17 protein-coding genes are annotated in these 15,174 nt (G+C 37.6%); 6 read left to right on the plus strand and 11 right to left on the minus strand.

What is annotated here, in order from left to right; genetic code table 11:
• The first annotated feature begins 9 nt into the window (after nucleotides 1-9).
• Together ACYVRH_RS03555 and ACYVRH_RS03560 are read left to right on the plus strand one after the other, a co-directional pair.
• The gene (locus tag ACYVRH_RS03555) at nucleotides 10-642 is read left to right on the plus strand and encodes a YczE/YyaS/YitT family protein (RefSeq protein WP_461255555.1); all 633 of its coding nucleotides are present in this window, start codon (nucleotides 10-12) and stop codon (nucleotides 640-642) included.
• Nucleotides 639-1,670 (plus strand): radical SAM protein, encoded by a 1,032-nt coding sequence (locus ACYVRH_RS03560; RefSeq protein ID WP_461255556.1) that lies wholly within the window; start codon nucleotides 639-641, stop codon nucleotides 1,668-1,670. The genes ACYVRH_RS03555 and ACYVRH_RS03560 overlap by 4 nt, the downstream gene beginning before the upstream one ends.
• Before the next feature lie 152 nt (nucleotides 1,671-1,822).
• On the opposite strand, the gene ACYVRH_RS03565 is transcribed toward ACYVRH_RS03560, so the two are convergent.
• The gene (locus ACYVRH_RS03565; RefSeq protein ID WP_461255557.1) at nucleotides 1,823-2,746 is read right to left on the minus strand and encodes a macro domain-containing protein; all 924 of its coding nucleotides are present in this window, start codon (nucleotides 2,744-2,746) and stop codon (nucleotides 1,823-1,825) included.
• On the minus strand, nucleotides 2,743-3,246 hold the full coding sequence (locus tag ACYVRH_RS03570; RefSeq protein ID WP_461255558.1) for a TIR domain-containing protein: 504 nt from the start codon (nucleotides 3,244-3,246) through the stop codon (nucleotides 2,743-2,745). Before ACYVRH_RS03570 ends, ACYVRH_RS03565 begins: the two co-directional genes overlap by 4 nt.
• Nucleotides 3,247-3,792: 546 nt before the next feature.
• Here ACYVRH_RS03570 and ACYVRH_RS03575 point away from each other — a divergent pair.
• The 3 genes from ACYVRH_RS03575 to ACYVRH_RS03585 are packed head-to-tail and all read left to right on the plus strand — an operon-like array spanning nucleotide 3,793 to nucleotide 5,286.
• Nucleotides 3,793-4,146: a type II toxin-antitoxin system RelE/ParE family toxin gene (locus ACYVRH_RS03575; RefSeq protein WP_461255559.1), complete on the plus strand. Its 354-nt coding sequence runs from the start codon at nucleotides 3,793-3,795 to the stop codon at nucleotides 4,144-4,146.
• Complete coding sequence (locus ACYVRH_RS03580; RefSeq protein ID WP_461255560.1) at nucleotides 4,143-4,445, plus strand: helix-turn-helix domain-containing protein; 303 nt, start codon at nucleotides 4,143-4,145, stop codon at nucleotides 4,443-4,445. Before ACYVRH_RS03575 ends, ACYVRH_RS03580 begins: the two co-directional genes overlap by 4 nt.
• A gap of 46 nt (nucleotides 4,446-4,491) precedes the next feature.
• Entirely contained in the window at nucleotides 4,492-5,286 is a 795-nt protein-coding gene (locus ACYVRH_RS03585) for a hypothetical protein (RefSeq protein WP_461255561.1), read from the plus strand.
• A gap of 25 nt (nucleotides 5,287-5,311) precedes the next feature.
• On the opposite strand, the gene ACYVRH_RS03590 is transcribed toward ACYVRH_RS03585, so the two are convergent.
• The 4 genes from ACYVRH_RS03590 to ACYVRH_RS03605 form a co-directional block, all read right to left on the minus strand.
• Nucleotides 5,312-7,009, minus strand: a complete 1,698-nt coding sequence (locus tag ACYVRH_RS03590; protein WP_461255562.1) for a retron Ec67 family RNA-directed DNA polymerase/endonuclease — start codon at nucleotides 7,007-7,009, stop codon at nucleotides 5,312-5,314.
• Nucleotides 7,010-7,288: 279 nt separating this feature from the next.
• A complete protein-coding gene (locus ACYVRH_RS03595) occupies nucleotides 7,289-8,014 on the minus strand; it encodes a response regulator transcription factor (RefSeq protein WP_461255563.1) in 726 nt (241 codons plus the stop codon).
• A gap of 3 nt (nucleotides 8,015-8,017) precedes the next feature.
• Nucleotides 8,018-8,515: a hypothetical protein gene (locus tag ACYVRH_RS03600; protein ID WP_461255564.1), complete on the minus strand. Its 498-nt coding sequence runs from the start codon at nucleotides 8,513-8,515 to the stop codon at nucleotides 8,018-8,020.
• On the minus strand, nucleotides 8,505-8,693 hold the full coding sequence (locus tag ACYVRH_RS03605; protein ID WP_461255565.1) for a helix-turn-helix domain-containing protein: 189 nt from the start codon (nucleotides 8,691-8,693) through the stop codon (nucleotides 8,505-8,507). Before ACYVRH_RS03605 ends, ACYVRH_RS03600 begins: the two co-directional genes overlap by 11 nt.
• A gap of 1,011 nt (nucleotides 8,694-9,704) precedes the next feature.
• Between ACYVRH_RS03605 and ACYVRH_RS03610 the strand changes: the two genes are divergently transcribed.
• Complete coding sequence (locus tag ACYVRH_RS03610; RefSeq protein WP_461255566.1) at nucleotides 9,705-9,863, plus strand: hypothetical protein; 159 nt, start codon at nucleotides 9,705-9,707, stop codon at nucleotides 9,861-9,863.
• A 16-nt stretch (nucleotides 9,864-9,879) separates the two neighbouring features.
• Here ACYVRH_RS03610 and ACYVRH_RS03615 read toward each other — a convergent pair whose 3' ends face one another.
• The 5 genes from ACYVRH_RS03615 to ACYVRH_RS03635 form a co-directional block, all read right to left on the minus strand.
• The gene (locus ACYVRH_RS03615) at nucleotides 9,880-11,118 is read right to left on the minus strand and encodes a tyrosine-type recombinase/integrase (protein ID WP_461255567.1); all 1,239 of its coding nucleotides are present in this window, start codon (nucleotides 11,116-11,118) and stop codon (nucleotides 9,880-9,882) included.
• A gap of 127 nt (nucleotides 11,119-11,245) precedes the next feature.
• Nucleotides 11,246-12,367: a leucine-rich repeat domain-containing protein gene (locus ACYVRH_RS03620; protein ID WP_461255568.1), complete on the minus strand. Its 1,122-nt coding sequence runs from the start codon at nucleotides 12,365-12,367 to the stop codon at nucleotides 11,246-11,248.
• 95 nt (nucleotides 12,368-12,462) lie between these two features.
• Nucleotides 12,463-12,627, minus strand: coding sequence for a hypothetical protein (locus ACYVRH_RS03625; RefSeq protein ID WP_461255569.1), 165 nt, complete (start codon nucleotides 12,625-12,627; stop codon nucleotides 12,463-12,465).
• Nucleotides 12,628-13,377: 750 nt separating this feature from the next.
• Nucleotides 13,378-13,893, minus strand: coding sequence for a shikimate kinase (locus ACYVRH_RS03630; protein WP_461255570.1), 516 nt, complete (start codon nucleotides 13,891-13,893; stop codon nucleotides 13,378-13,380).
• A gap of 940 nt (nucleotides 13,894-14,833) precedes the next feature.
• Nucleotides 14,834-14,995, minus strand: coding sequence for a DUF6722 family protein (locus ACYVRH_RS03635; RefSeq protein ID WP_461255571.1), 162 nt, complete (start codon nucleotides 14,993-14,995; stop codon nucleotides 14,834-14,836).
• Nucleotides 14,996-15,174: the final 179 nt, after the last annotated feature.

Genomic DNA, 15,174 nt, shown 5'->3' on the forward strand with positions numbered 1-15,174 from the left:
GGTAATATAATGTACAAAAGAAAACTCATATACCGTATTATTTTTGCAATAATTGGTATTACTATTTTGGCAATGGGATTATCTTTTATGCGTTACGCTGTTCTTGGCGTTGATCCCATAACGTGTCTAAATATCGGGATTGCAAAACAGGTTGGTTTATCATTTGGAACATGGCAATTGATAATGTGTTTTATTTTACTTATTGGAGTATTCATCTTTGATCGCGGAAAAATTGGCTTTGGAACAATATACATTCTAGTTGCGTCTGGTTATACATCAGATTTTTTTCTTTGGCTAATTACAAAAATTCCTCTTTTGGAAACATTTTCGCTTGTGATAAGAGTAATTGTTTTTACATTAGGATTGATAACTGTATATTTTGGGTCGGCTGTATATATTGAGACAAATATGGGGCTTTCTCCGTATGACGCAATAGCAATAATTATTTCAGAAAAAATAAAAAGACAAAATTGGTTTAGATGGATAAGAATTGGAACGGACGCATTATGCGTAATTGGAGGAATACTAACCAAGAGTGATGTAGGAATAGGAACATTAGTATCGGTATTGATAGGCGGACCGTTAATCGCATTTTACAGGAAATTGTTAAAGTACAGGATAGGAAAAAAACAGGCAAAATGACAGAAATAGAACTTGGACCTATACGTCCCCCGTCAGAATCACAAAGCCTATTGATACGGGTAACAAGAGGTTGCCATTGGAATAAATGTTTCTTTTGCGGTTTATACAAAGGCATGAAATATAGCGTCCGTCCAACAGATGATATTTTAGAAGATATTAAAAAAAGTGCGGAACTTTATAATAGAAATGGAACGGTTTTTACTTCTTGTTTTCTTCAAGACGCTGATGCCTTAAATGTTCCAACAGAAGATTTGCTGTTAATATTAGACAAAATAAAATCATGTTTTCCTTCGCTTCAAAATATTACAAGTTATGCACGTTGCGACAGTATTTTAAGAAAAAGTGAAAGTGAATTGACAGCCTTGAGAAAGTTAGGGCTTAATCATTTATATCGTGGAATTGAAACTGGCTCTGATACGATATTAAAAAACATATACAAGGGTATTACTTCAAAAGATATAATCGTTTCTGGTTTGATGTGTAAAAACGCAGGAATAATTTTATCGGATTTTACCTTGCTTGGTATCGGTAGCAGGGAATTGTCAGAAGAAAATGCAATAGAAACAGCCAAAGTAATAAACGCAGTTAATCCCGATTACATAAGGGTACACCATACGGCTTTCAAACCTAATACTAAACTTGGGCATGATGTAGAAAAAGGTGTTTTCATTTTACAATCAGAAGAAGAAATAGTAAGGGAAGAACGCTTATTTATTGAGAATTTAAACGGCATTAACAGTTTTTATATCAATGAACATATTGTAAACCTTTTATTGGAAGTGCGAGGTCAATTACCTTCTGCCAAAAATAATATGCTTGAAACCATAGATATTTATTTAGGAATGTCAAAGAACGATAAAATAAATTTTGCTGTCGGAAGACGTATTGGGTATTATTACTTGTTATCAGATATGTATGATAAAACTAAAAATATGGCAGTATCTCAATACATAAACAATTTAAAAGCAAAACATTCAGACGTTGATTTCGACAAGGCATGCAATTTTTGCAGGGCTAATATGATATGATACCTATTTGATTTTGTGTTTTAGAGAGCAAGGACAAGGCGCATAGGAAAGGGTCTTGAAGGGGTCCGATTATTTTGCAAATTACGCCTTGCTCTCTTTTTTTATTTCCAATTTTATAATTAATTATTTAATTTATATATTTTTATAAACACTTAAATTTGATGTCCATTTTTATCAGTGTTATTTGAAAAAAGAGTATATCTACATAAATGAACAATATATTTTTCCAATTCATCTATATTAATCTTATGTTTTTCATAATCAGATGGATTAATAACTATTGTCAATTTATCAGAAAATGTGGACTCTGAACATGCTGCAATAAATGACTTAATAATTTCTCTTATAATTTCTTCTCTAGTTTTTGGCAATCTTGCAAACCCAGTGCCAACTACCGGAATAACAATATTCTCTTTTAGCCCTCTACTTCCAATAAACAACCAAAGACAAGCCAAGGCAACCTTTAAATCTTCATACGAAGCCGAAGCAACTCCGTATTCATTAATATTGGCTATTGCAAGCATATAAACGGTCTGATTTTTTGGATTAAGTCTTACAGTTGTACCAATCGGATATTTTTTATTTTTACCTATTCGTTTTCCAATTAAGATTTCCGGCTGTATATCCTGTAAAGCAAGTGAAATATCGTTATCAAGTTGTTTTTCATCCCCATAATAAAATAATTTTGTAAATTGTCCCTGTATACTTTTTTCTGAAATTAATTCTTTCGAAATATGAGTATCATAAGTCGTGTTCGAACTAATGACTAAACCGCCATTTTGTTTAAAAAAATCCCCAATCGTAATTTCAATAGAAATATCTCGATTATTTAGCTTCCCTCCGATGGTGAATATTGGCTTTGCTAAAATTATTGCTATAAGAAGACCGATAAAAATAAAAATAAACCAGCATTTTTTAATATCTATTATTATTGGCGATGTTTCGCCTAAAAAGTAAGTTCCAATTTCTGTAAAAAGCCACAATGCACCAAATGAACTTAAAATTGAAGGAATTAATTTCCTACTAATAGTTTTTAAATAGAATTTCAAAGAAAAAATAATTTCCTTAAAACTCATAACCCTAATCCCTTGTATACATCATCGTTGTAGTAATATGCACCTGTTTTTTTTTGATTTTTATATACTTCATGAGAATTAGGCCAATTTTCAAGAGCGTACTGCATAATGCCAGCGTTAAAACTAATATGTACTGCTAGTTCATCTTTAAGTAATGGTGGACATCTATCTGTATCCATAGACCTTTTACCATTTAAATTTACAGCAATTATCGGGAGTTCACGGGATATTGCTTGTTCAATTTCCCAACGGACAAATTTGTATAAATATTGTGTGTTTTCACCTACCAATAAAACAAAGACTTTGGTATTTCTAAGTCGCTCCATTAGCTGCGCTTTGATTGATTCTTCAGTGCTAGTATCTCTTGCGGTATTAAGGTCATGTGCATTATAAAAATTGAATGGAATATTATCATTCTGTTTCCATGCTTCCATGAGCCGATAATAGTGCATATCGGTATCACCATCAAAAGAGACAAAAGTTTTATTTCTGTAACTCATTTAAAATACCCCCAAAGGCTTTAATTTCTTTATAGTATAGCCAAAATAGTCTTATGAGCCAAGCCATATACACACTTGTCAAACAACAGAATTGAAGTATACTGACTTACTCGAGTACTAACATATACAATCTTACATCTTTTATATATTAGGGTAAGTTTCCTTCACGCTTCAAAGCCTACGCTTTTCCACTTCCACTTTTTTAACTTAATTAGAACTTCTAATGACATAAAGATAATAGACTGGATATGTGCCAGTTCAGGAACCCCGCAAACTGACATATACAGGACATAATTATTATATAAATACAAAGACGGCTTTATTGCTGAAAAATACATAGATTTATATTGCCAAATGTTTAAAACGGATAAATTAATAATAATGTCATGATCGCCCATTGCCGGGCAAGATTAGTCGAATATTACAAAGACGAAAATGAAGAAAATATATTAAGGGAAATAGTAAAAAATAATCTATAAATCAATTATAAAGTGCTATTTTTCCTTGACAAACCCTATTTAATAGGGTATATTCTAAAGTAGAAATATGACACGTGAATTTGTAATGATGCCAGAATTTGACCGCCAATGGCAAAAAATGGGCTTGGGCGATGATGAACTCCGTCAACTTCAAGAAGCCCTACTGGAAAATCCGAAAATAGGGGGTGTAATCCGGGGGACAAGAAAACTGCGTAAAATACGCATCGCCTTTGAGGGGAAGGGGAAAAGCGGAAGCGGCAGGGTCGCTTATGTGGACTTTGCCTTTTATGAGACAATATATCTCATAACCGCCTATCCAAAAAATGAGAAAGACAATCTATCAAAAGCCGAGCAAAACGCAATCGCTAAAATCATTATCCGATTTGAGCAAGGCTTAAAAGAACAGGAGAACAAAAAATGAATGTTTACGAAAGCATTATGCAAGGCTTAACCGAAGCCGTAGACTATCAGCAGGGCAAAATCCCCGCTCGAAAAACCAAATTAACTATAAAGCCAGTAGCAGCTTTCAACACCGAAGACATCAAGCGGATACGCAAAAAAACCGGATTAAGTCAGGTAGTTTTCGCCGGTTCTCTTGGAGTCTCCCCAAAAACAGTAGAAGCATGGGAAAACGGCAGAAATAAACCTGAAGGAGCCTCCCGCCGTCTGCTTGAAGTCGTCAGAGATGACCCCGAGTTTTTGAGGCGGTTTCAGGCTTGAGGGTATTAAGAAAAGAAATACATTAATCATAGGACGGATAAGTATAATGCAAAACAATCATTTCAATGAAGCCTACGTTAAAAAACAAAACCTATATGTAGACGAATACGAATTAATTCAAATTCGTACTTTTGATAAAGAATGTTATACTATAAAATACAAAGAGAATTTATTTTGCCCTGATTGTAAACAGGCACGTTTGGGACTTGAATTTGGTGATAAAATAAAATGCTTGCGAACACTGAAAGGTGAATTGCACATAGACAATTGTCAACACACTCCTGACGTAAACATTGTAAATCCAAAACAGATTCAAGAATATTTAAAAACCACCAGTCCATTGACTATAGAGAATAATTTATTATCATTATTGTCTCGTCTTAATTTCAAACAAGAAGATGTTTCATTTAATACGAAAACATCTTCTTTTGTATCTTCTTTTACGTTTCAATATACCGAAAAGAAAATAAAAATTAATGTTTATATACCACAACAAAAAATTGGGAACAGAAAGAACGTATTTTCATATTATATTGCACAATATTACTATGGCGATATTTGGCTTGAAATAGGGAAATATTCAAAAGAGTATGACTATGTTCAATTAAAGATATACTCTTTACAAAATATGGGAAAAGGGGGCTTAATCTGTAGCGTTTTTGTTTCTAAAAAGAACGATAATCTGTCAACAATGGTGGACAAACTCCTAAATAAAACTGAGAATGGCTTATACCACATAGCTTTTTTTGGGCAAATGATAATGAAAAATGCAAATGACGGAAAGCAATATAATAATTTGTACATTACTGACAAGCACAATATTGTTATTGTCAAAAGTTAATTTCTGCGCTGTATAGGGAAGCATATTATTGATTACGCCTATCCTTACATTCAATAATAATTTTACATATGTTATCAAAAATGGGTACAAATCTCTCGAAATTGATATTTTCATAATTTGTAAGTATAACTTTTTGGGAGAATATATGTTTACCATAATGCTTGTCATTTTCTTCCTTTGTTTTGTCTGGCTTAAATGTTTTTCCATCAATAACCCAATTGTATAAATTTTTATCAAATAAATCTTCTATTGCCGTGTCTTCTTTCTTGTCTATAAAGAGAACATATGTATTATTAGATATACATTTGTAATATATTTCTTCATTTTCAATCTTTAATATTTTTTTTATTCTCGTTGTTCCTAAATCTTTATCAACTAAAAATATTACAGGCATATACGAGCCGTGTATTTTAAACTTTTTTCTGTTGTTTAAATAATAATATATCAGTTTTTCTAATCCTGGCGCTCCTTCAGAAATTGAGAATACATCACGAAATAATTTAGATGAACGGAAAAAGTTTATTTTAAGATTGTATGTATTTTTATTAAACTCAATTAAATTAGTAAATTTATCTTTTAGTCTTTTTAAGGCACATTTTAAATATATAATATCAGTTTTGCCCTCTGTAAATATTGTCGGTTTTTCGTTGATTATAAAATGTTTGAAAAACAGATATTCTCTATACAACTTAGTAATAGCATTTGGTTTATCGTGTCTATCTTTATTATTTCTATCATACTGTCTTTTAACGCTATAAACGAAATTTAACATTCCTTCTAATTGAGCAATAGAATTTTTTTCGTCTGTTTTATTTATATAAAATTTATTATTTTTAAAGAGATTATTACACATTGATCGTATATTTCTATAATATTCTCTTTTGATATTTACTTTTTTATTAACTGTTAAGCCAACACACGTTTGTCGTGAATTTTTATATTGCATACTTATTTTTGTTTCATTTATATTGAAACCAGAATTTTGTATCAAGTTCCTCAATTCTTCGCCAACAATCCAATGATCATCATTTTCATATGCAATAGAACTTGGAAATATTTTTTTATTAGTTGAAAAAGTTAAATCATCTACATATCGAGTATAATAGCATTTTTCTTTTTTTGAAAGTTTTAATATTCTCATGTCAAGAATATTTCCTATTAAATTGGATATTATTGGAGAAACGGGACTGCCTTGTGGTAATTCATTATTAAAACATGCTATTTGAGCAATTATTGTCGCAACTTTATTATTTAACTTAAAATTCTTATCATTAATAAAATATCCACGTATACGACCAAAATTAATTGAGGGGAAAAAATCTTTTAAGTCTATATTGAATACATATCTCCTTTTACAATGATTACGACTATTTCTAAAAATAGGTGACATCTTAACAAAACATTGAACTCGACTTTTTCCGTGAATTGATGTATTTCTAATAAATCCGTATGATAATCTTGTTATTCCATGTTTACTCTTTATTATTTCATCATAACAATCGTAAAGAAGATTTGCCAATCGTTTTTGTAATAATTTCAATTTATCATTGGGCGCATTTATTATTCGTGTACCTCCATTTTTCTTTGGTATAGTAAATGATTCATATTTTTCATCATTCGACATTATATATAAAATATATGATAACGTTTTTGGTTTAAAGCCCAATAATAATGCGAATTCATTTATATTTTCTGATTTTTTTAATTTTTCAAGTATAGTCATAAATAAAGGCTCATAGGCACTCTTATGCGATAGGTAATACTATAAAGATATATGCTAAACTAAAAATAAATTAGCATAATAAAAGAGCAATTAAATAGCTAACCTGCCCTTGTTTTCCTATAATTGCGATACGCAATACTAAATCTGCCTATGAGCCTAATTAATAATATAAAACTATTTAAAATGATTGTCAAGTTCTAGAAAAATATTTCTCCATTTCATGACAGAAACAAGAGAAAACATAATAATTTGGTCGAATATGGTTATATAAATTCCCCTTCACTCAAAATAGAACCTGTCGCATTTCCGCTTCACCGCCGCCCATTCAGGAAGCGGCATACTTTCTTTTTTCCTGTTGTATAACTGAATATCTTTAGTAGTTATCAATTCCATTTCCAATGCAAGGGTAGTCATTTCCGCACGGCTACTCGCATGAAAGATGCTGTATAACCTGTTAAGGTGGTTATATACCGTTTTTCGGGATATATTCAATGTTTCCCCGATTTGGTCAATGGTACACCCGCAACACAGCATGACTAGACATTCCCTCTGCCGTTTGGTCATTTTGCTTTTGTTGTCCGGCCATTCCTCGCAATGGTCAATAAGTTTTTTCACCTTCGGCGAAATATACTGCCCGCCCTCCCGAACAATCCGCAAACCCAGTTGAAATTCATCATACCCTTCCCACAAATTAAGGTATGAATTCGCCCCCTCCCAGATGAACCACGGGGCACGGCTCAAGGGGAAATCATGGACGGAAACAACGGCGACGTTCAATTTCGGGAAAATCTTTACCAGTTCGCCGATCCTGCAAGACGTAGCGTCCTGATAAAAACGGCTGTCAATCATTACCAGACGTGGGTTCTTGTTGCAGATGACCGTATTCAGTTCGTCATTTTCCCTGTCCGTAACCGTAACATTTTCAAAACGCAAAGCTTCTAGCCGCCCTTTTATCTCCGCATGAAGTTCCACCGCCCTGGACAACGCCAACACCCCGCCGTTCATTTTTTATCCCTCATAATTAGCGAAATTATCAGGCGAGAAACAGGCTTGCCCGTCCTTGCCGTATGATTTCACCTTTTTTTCTTCGGTATGCGTTTTACCCCGAACGGATTCGGGTTTTTCCCCCTCCGTTTCAAGACGGATTGCCCTTAAAAGACGCATCCGCTCCGCCAGTTTTTCCCTCTCCACATGGGTTTTCGGCTTAACGGACGGATGCCTGCAAAGCCAGTTTTCTTCGGCAATTTTTCGCTCCTCGTCCGTTGCGTCAGGGTCTATGCCGGACATTTTTTTCCCGATAACGCAACGCCGTTCAAGCATGGGCAGGGTGAAGTATCCAGTTATCATTGCCGTACCTGTTTTTGCAATCTTCCGTTGACGTTTAACCCATTCAGGAACGTCCTGCAAACGGCAGACAGGTTCATCGGCGAACCATACGGATTGCGCCACCAATGCGTTCTTGGGGCATATAGACGCTGAACATTCTTCAAAGTATTTACATTTCATGTTTCGCCACCTCCATTTTTTTGCTTTCCATCCAGTTTTCAATCTCGGAAGGCTTGAACCGCACCGCCCTGCTCAATTTGTGGAAAGGTATCTCCCCTTTCGCAACATAGCGGTATATGGTCTTTACCGACACTTGCAACACCGCCGCCGCTTCATTCGCTTTCCAATAGGTTTCCATTTTTCACCTCGTATTCGCTAAAAATATCTGTTCATTACCGTGAACGGTACTACCCATTCGAGTAGGTTTTACAAAAACAATCAAGAAATAACGCCGCCGTATACGTTAAAAATAAATTCTGTCTGTTCAGAGCGGAACTGTTGTTTAGTGCAATTTTCAGTAAAAAATAGGTTTTCAGCCGTCTTTTCCCTGTTATTCATATTTCACTCCTCATACATAAAAAATACCTGCCCGTCACTGCGGACATTACTACTAAAAAGACAGATTCTAAAAATCATGTCGCCTTATACAGTAAAAATAAGGTAAGATGTTTCAAAAAGATATTTGGGTTTAGTACAAATTTCGGAAACCATATTTTCATAACCAGTTACACTTTCCCCCGCATACAAGTAAAAATACGGTCTGACAGTTCAAAATGATATAGTAGTTTCCTACAATTTTCGGGAACGTCAATTTTAACAGCCACTTTTCATAACCCGCCATAAATCACCTTTCATACAAATAAAAGTAAGTCCCGCCGTTTCAGAAATAAATAGTATCTTTGCACAATTTTCAGCAACAGACATTTCCCAAACTCCATACAAACAACAATAAGTCTTGCCGTTTCAAAAACATATGAGTATATAACGTAATTTTCAGCACCAGACTTTTCCAAAGCCTCATACAAACAAAAATAAGTCTTGCCGTTTCAGAAGCAAATGCGACTACTGTGCAAATTTAGCGTTTCAGCAACAGACTTTTCTAAAGCCCCATACAAATAAAAATAAGCCTTGCCGTTTCATACGCAAATAGGACTACTGCACAAATTTAACGTTATTGTCCGAAAACCTTTTTCCCTTGCCATGCGGTAATAGACAGCCTTCATAATCAGTCATTAGCCATGAAGGGGGAACCAAACGGCGGCGAATTATGAAAATTGCGGGGCAAAACCAGAGCCGGCCGTTTCGGTATCGTGTAAGAAGTCCGCCGCAGATTTACGGAAAGTGTCGCCTTTATTCGGTAGGTGCGGCTATGAATTTTATTGTCCGTGCCATGTTTCTTCCCCTGTCAGTCATTCCAGTAGGTTTCCATGTTCTTATCTTCACAGAGCCAAAAGCAAAAGTAATTGGGATAAACACGCAATTTTTATCAGGGCAAAAAAAATCCCCCGCCGCCGTCAGCGAGGGATAAGGTTCAAATAAGCCTTTTAAGCCTGTTTCCGTTCCTCTTGCGGTATGCCCTGCACAGGAAAAGAAAACACATTAGGCGGCATTTCCGTTCTTTCCTCCGTCTGCGTCTTATCCTGAACAGGCTGTAACAACGCCTCCTGTATTTCCTTCGCCTTCACAAATTCAAGAGGGTCAAAATGAGTGTAACGCTCCGTCATTCTTTCGCTCTTGTGCGTTGTTATCGCTTGCGCCTGTTCGGTGGTCATACCGCCCTTTAGCATTTCCGTATTGAAAAAATGCCGCCAAGCGTGAATATGCAAATTCCGCTCTTTTATTTCCGCACTGCTAATGCCGATGTTTACCAACGCCTTGCGCAGATACATTAAAACCGTTTTACGGCAAATAGGGCTACCGCCGCCGTCCGTAGAAAACAAATAGCCGTCCCCGCTTTTTTCTTTCAGCAGTTTCAAATCCGCAATCAAAGAAGCCGGAAGCGGAATATTATGTTTGTCTTTTGTTTTAGTCGGTCTATATCCGTAATTGTCATGTTGCATACAGACGTAGATATGATCGTCAAAAAGGCAACTCCCTTTAAGTCCCAAAATCTCCGACACCCTCATTCCAGACAACGCCGCCACCTTATTCACGGTACAGGTAATATGGCTATCTTCCCACACTTTACGCCAATCACCGACAAACAGCTTTTTGAATTCAAGAGGAGTAATAATTTTTATCTCGTCTCGGTCGTTTATCAGCCGTTCAACTTTGGCGGTAGGGTCAACAGGAATTATCCCACGTTCCACAGCCTCAATCATCATTGTTTTGAAAGTTCCGTAGTAGCCGTTAATGGTCGTATTTTTATATTTTTGTTTTATAAGGCTGTCCAGAAAAGCCTCAATCACCGCAGGGGTAATAGCGTCCATTCTCATATTTTTGAAATACGGCAAAATAACCTTATCCAAATTCCGCTTCATGTGGTCAGAATAACTTTGCGTCAGGTTCGCCCGCTTCCGTCTTTTTTTCATGTACTCGCAATTATCCCAATCCCACCAGTTCACGGAATATTCCCCGAAGGTAGGAACATCATCTTTCTTTGGCAACAACGCCCCATCTTTCAAAAGCCTGTTTACAAGTACCCTTGCCGCCGTTTTGTTTGTCTGCCCCGTTGACCTGCCTTTAGTCCGCTTGCCGTTTTCATCATAGGCGTAGAAATACACAACCCGCCTACCCGAAGAAGTAACCCTGAAATACAGGGTAAAATCATTATGAATCTTCATAACTACCTCTTTTTTGGGAATATGATGTCTTTTGTGATTACACCCAATTCCCATAATTTATAGCGTAAAAATCAGCAACGCTAATTCCTTATGGGATAAGCATTTACGGAAACGGTCTATTCTGTAATTAGGTAAAACGTGCAGTTTTCCTTATGTCGGGTAATGTAACGCTGGTCAGTTGGTTGTTGGAAAACGCACTCTCACCTATGTAGGTAACGCTGTTGGGGATGGTAAGGCTGGTCAGGTTATTGCCAGCAAACGCACTATAACCAATAAAGGCAAGGCCCTCGGGCAGTTGCATACGGGTTATGCTGTTATCTGAAAACGCGCCCATGTAGTAACCATAATCAATGCCTTTAACCGCCGTTCCGCCCAGTTTCGCGGGTATCTGAACTGCCTGCAACCCGCCTTTATATTTGATAATAACCGCCCCGTACTTTGTCTGAACAAACGTATAATCCCCTTCCGTTTTTTCGGAATACTTTACCGTATTGTCGTAGGTTCCGGCTTTTCTGTTGTTGCACATATAGTCGTAGTACACATGAAGGTTAAAAACACTCCGGTAAATGTCAATTCCCTCTCCCAGAACAAGTGTTTTAATATCTTTGTTGTTTTCAAACGCTCCATTGGCAATAGAACCGCCATTGCCCACGGTAATACTGGTCAGCTTATTGTTGGAAAAGGCATTTTCGCCGATAGTAACCTTGTCGCCCACGGTAAGGCTTGCCAACTGGTTGTTGGAAAAGGCGCTTTTGCCGATAGTAACCCCAGCCGGTATGGTAAGGCTTCTCAACTGGTTGTTGGCAAAGGCGCTTTCGCCGATGGTAACACCTGCGGGTATTTTAAGGCTGGTCAGCTTATTACTGGCAAAGGCGCTTTCGCCGATAGTAACCTTGTCGCCCACAGTAAGGCTGGCCAACTGGTTGTTGGCAAAGGCGCTTCCGCCGATGGTAACCCCGGCTGGTATGGTAAGAGTGGTCAACTGGCTTCCAGAAAAGGCTTCTCTACCGATGGTTTTAATGCTTGCTGGCAGGGTGAGGCCGGTAAGGCCCAGTCTTTCAAACGCTTTGTCCGCTATCGCCGTTATGGTAACACCGCCGATTTTTTCGGGTATGACGATAACCTTGTCCCACCCTTCGTAGCCGGTAATGGTTCCTTTCCCATCGGTCTTAAAATCGCTTGCGTTTTGCGCGAATACTGCCGCACACAGTGCCGTGCATAGTAATAATGCGATTACGATTTTTTTCATATTAAACACTCCTTTTGTGTTGTATAAAAAGCCTTTGTATAAGGCGTTTTTCCAAAGTGGGGATAATTGTAATGTGGTTGTTTGAATAAATACTGTTAGATACTTGACACGATTTTTACATAGTTGATATAGTTGCCTGTTGCCTGTTGCCTGTTGCCTGTTGCCTGTTGCCTGTTGCCTGTTGCCTGTTGCCTGTTGCCTTCGACCTGAAGACTTTTTCCATAACTGGGGCTTTTATTTGGCCTCTCACCATGCCGCATTTGTCCGTGAACGCCCCCTTGACGGGGCACTGTTGTTTGGGTGTGCCTGCTGCGATCTGTTGGGTTTTGGCTGTTTGTATGTTCTTATTAGCCATGCGATTATTTTATAGAAATATTTTTTGTAGTGCAATGAGTATTTAGAGTGAATAATGCCCTTTTTTCAAGGTGCGAATTGCTATCACGGCGATATAATTCTTATTAGCGCTAGAAGATGTATGCCGAATAAACTTCTTAAGTACAGGCGGGCAGGCTGCGTGCGATGTAAAAACATCTTTCGGGCGTTCCCCGCCGGAGAGACTTTGGAATAAAACAAAAAAAATTCAGAGAATAAGAGTTCGGCGACGTACCCTAGATAAAGTTTTCTACCCACCGCTGTTTAATCGCCGAAAGGCTCACAGCCAAATAAACGCACGGCGTAGCCGTGTAGATCAATAATGCCGCACGCTGAGAGCACCAATAAATGCCGCAGTCCCCAATAAAAGTAAGGCCGCCTTTAGGTGGCCGACAGTGCGAGTCGGGCTCGCCCATAGTTTTTGCCACCCGCAGCCCTGCCCTGACTGTACTTAATAAATTCCTTGGGCATACATCGTGTAGAGGAGAGGGATAAAGAGGTTTCAAAGAATTAGTTGTAGTCTAGTTCTTACGGACAACCCCTTCTCCCCTTTGTGATTGCGAACCAAAGGTTCGATGTTCCTTTGTGTTCTTCGTGAGAACTCTTGCGAATAAATGCTTTATGTAACCACAGCGATATTAATTTAACCTCGAGAAAATTTCATCAGCTATCACATGCGATGATTTCCCCCCAGCCTCGATAACAATATTGGCAATTTGCAGATAAGCCGCCGCCCGCCGCTCATGTAAAGCGCGGTGCGTCTCCCGTGGATTTTCCGTTCTGAGAAAGGGCGGCAATTCCCCACCGGCGGCGATTCTGTCCCACGCGTTTTCAGCGGAAATATCGAGATAAACCGTCACCGCGCCAGATTTCTTCAATATAGATAGGGCTTCGCCGTTGTCAATTAATCCGCCGCCTGCAGCAATTACACGCCGCTTAGCCCCATCTAAGTCCGCAAGAGCCGTCAGAGCTTCGGCCTCGGCTTTTTGAAAAATAGCCGGGGCTTCGCTAAAAAGCTGACGGGGGCTTTTTCCGGTTCTTTGCGAAATAAGCTCGTCAATGTCGATAAAATCGCATGAAAATAACGAGGCAAGCGCTTTGCCCGTGCTTGTTTTACCGGAATGTTTCGGCCCCATCAGAATTATATCTTTCATAGTTTTACTCTACAAGAATATTTGATAATTTGATAAAATGCTATATATGTCCGGTGCATGGTTTTTAATAGTTTTAATTTTAATTTCCTCGATCCCTGTGGTTGCCGTATACGTTTGGTTTCGTCTTGCAAAGTATCAACTTCCGCTTGTTCAATTTTTATTCGCGCTTCTTGCGGGCGCAGCGGCGGTTTTTCCCGCTCTAATTTTACGGGGCTTGCTGACATTTTCCTATTTCTCTCAAGGCAGAATAGCGGTGTTTTATAATTTCTTTATTAAAATAGCCTTTACTGAAGAATTAAGCCGTCTTATTATGAGGTATATAACACTTTTTAAACAAGTTCCTAATTGCCAATAAACTCCCTCATTTTTCGGCTCATCATAACTAATATATCATAATAGTGAGTACTTGTCATGCTCATAGTGAGTAAAATACCACTTTTTTGTATAAGTTACAAGTATTTTGTATAAGTTGTTTTTATGGAGATTTGAGGATAAATGCTTATTAGCGTCTGACCACTAAAACACATAAATAGTGCTTTTTAGATGATGCTTTTTTTAATGTATTTTTGTGGTCAGAATGTATGCCCAAACCAAAATACTGAAAAATTTCCGCCGCTAGGTAAAAGCCGTGCATACGCAAAGCCCTGCCGGGGGCGCACGGTGTGGATCGCCTACCATGCCACGCCAGAGCGTGCGTCAATTAATGCCACAGCCGTCTAGCCCCCGAAAGGGCTTTGCGTATGCACGGCTTTTATATAGAGTGATAATTATTTTTCGCTATTAATTTCTTTGGGCATACATCGTGTGAGGGCATTGCGTCTGTTTATGCAACAGCTTCTTTATTGTGCTTTTCCCATTGTCTTTTACGCCATAAACAAATACAAGCCAAAACAATGAGCGGAATAGAACAAACAGCCATAAATACAACTAACCACATAAATTACCCCCCGTTCTTTTTTCTTGATGATAATAACAATCCAGTAATCGCAAACACCAGAAAAACAATACAACCTGTAGCTATCAAAATATACTGTGGCAATTCTCCTTTTAATATACCGCCCAAAATGACACTGGCAAATGTCATTTTTGCCATATCCATCAATAACTTGCCAAGATTTTCCCAAAAATCCGGGTTTGGTTCTACTGTTTTTTTCGCTATACCTTCATTCTAGCATAATGCGGTAAAGGTGGCAAGCGTCAAGTTTAAAATGCCTGTTAGCGGTACAAGATGTATGCCCAAACCCAAAATATTGAAAAAATCCGTCGCTAGGTAAAAGCCGG

Source organism: Treponema sp. R80B11-R83G3, assembly GCF_054786115.1.

What these genes read in the sequence shown, in the direction of transcription:
- ACYVRH_RS03555 (WP_461255555.1), top strand. Translation starts at nt 10, where the DNA reads ATGTACAAAAGAAAACTCATATACCGTATTATTTTTGCAATAATTGGT.
- ACYVRH_RS03560 (WP_461255556.1), top strand. Translation starts at nt 639, where the DNA reads ATGACAGAAATAGAACTTGGACCTATACGTCCCCCGTCAGAATCACAA.
- ACYVRH_RS03565 (WP_461255557.1), bottom strand. Translation starts at nt 2,746, where the DNA reads ATGAGTTTTAAGGAAATTATTTTTTCTTTGAAATTCTATTTAAAAACT.
- ACYVRH_RS03570 (WP_461255558.1), bottom strand. Translation starts at nt 3,246, where the DNA reads ATGAGTTACAGAAATAAAACTTTTGTCTCTTTTGATGGTGATACCGAT.
- ACYVRH_RS03575 (WP_461255559.1), top strand. Translation starts at nt 3,793, where the DNA reads ATGACACGTGAATTTGTAATGATGCCAGAATTTGACCGCCAATGGCAA.
- ACYVRH_RS03580 (WP_461255560.1), top strand. Translation starts at nt 4,143, where the DNA reads ATGAATGTTTACGAAAGCATTATGCAAGGCTTAACCGAAGCCGTAGAC.
- ACYVRH_RS03585 (WP_461255561.1), top strand. Translation starts at nt 4,492, where the DNA reads ATGCAAAACAATCATTTCAATGAAGCCTACGTTAAAAAACAAAACCTA.
- ACYVRH_RS03590 (WP_461255562.1), bottom strand. Translation starts at nt 7,009, where the DNA reads ATGACTATACTTGAAAAATTAAAAAAATCAGAAAATATAAATGAATTC.
- ACYVRH_RS03595 (WP_461255563.1), bottom strand. Translation starts at nt 8,014, where the DNA reads ATGAACGGCGGGGTGTTGGCGTTGTCCAGGGCGGTGGAACTTCATGCG.
- ACYVRH_RS03600 (WP_461255564.1), bottom strand. Translation starts at nt 8,515, where the DNA reads ATGAAATGTAAATACTTTGAAGAATGTTCAGCGTCTATATGCCCCAAG.
- ACYVRH_RS03605 (WP_461255565.1), bottom strand. Translation starts at nt 8,693, where the DNA reads ATGGAAACCTATTGGAAAGCGAATGAAGCGGCGGCGGTGTTGCAAGTG.
- ACYVRH_RS03610 (WP_461255566.1), top strand. Translation starts at nt 9,705, where the DNA reads ATGAATTTTATTGTCCGTGCCATGTTTCTTCCCCTGTCAGTCATTCCA.
- ACYVRH_RS03615 (WP_461255567.1), bottom strand. Translation starts at nt 11,118, where the DNA reads ATGAAGATTCATAATGATTTTACCCTGTATTTCAGGGTTACTTCTTCG.
- ACYVRH_RS03620 (WP_461255568.1), bottom strand. Translation starts at nt 12,367, where the DNA reads ATGAAAAAAATCGTAATCGCATTATTACTATGCACGGCACTGTGTGCG.
- ACYVRH_RS03625 (WP_461255569.1), bottom strand. Translation starts at nt 12,627, where the DNA reads ATGCGGCATGGTGAGAGGCCAAATAAAAGCCCCAGTTATGGAAAAAGT.
- ACYVRH_RS03630 (WP_461255570.1), bottom strand. Translation starts at nt 13,893, where the DNA reads ATGAAAGATATAATTCTGATGGGGCCGAAACATTCCGGTAAAACAAGC.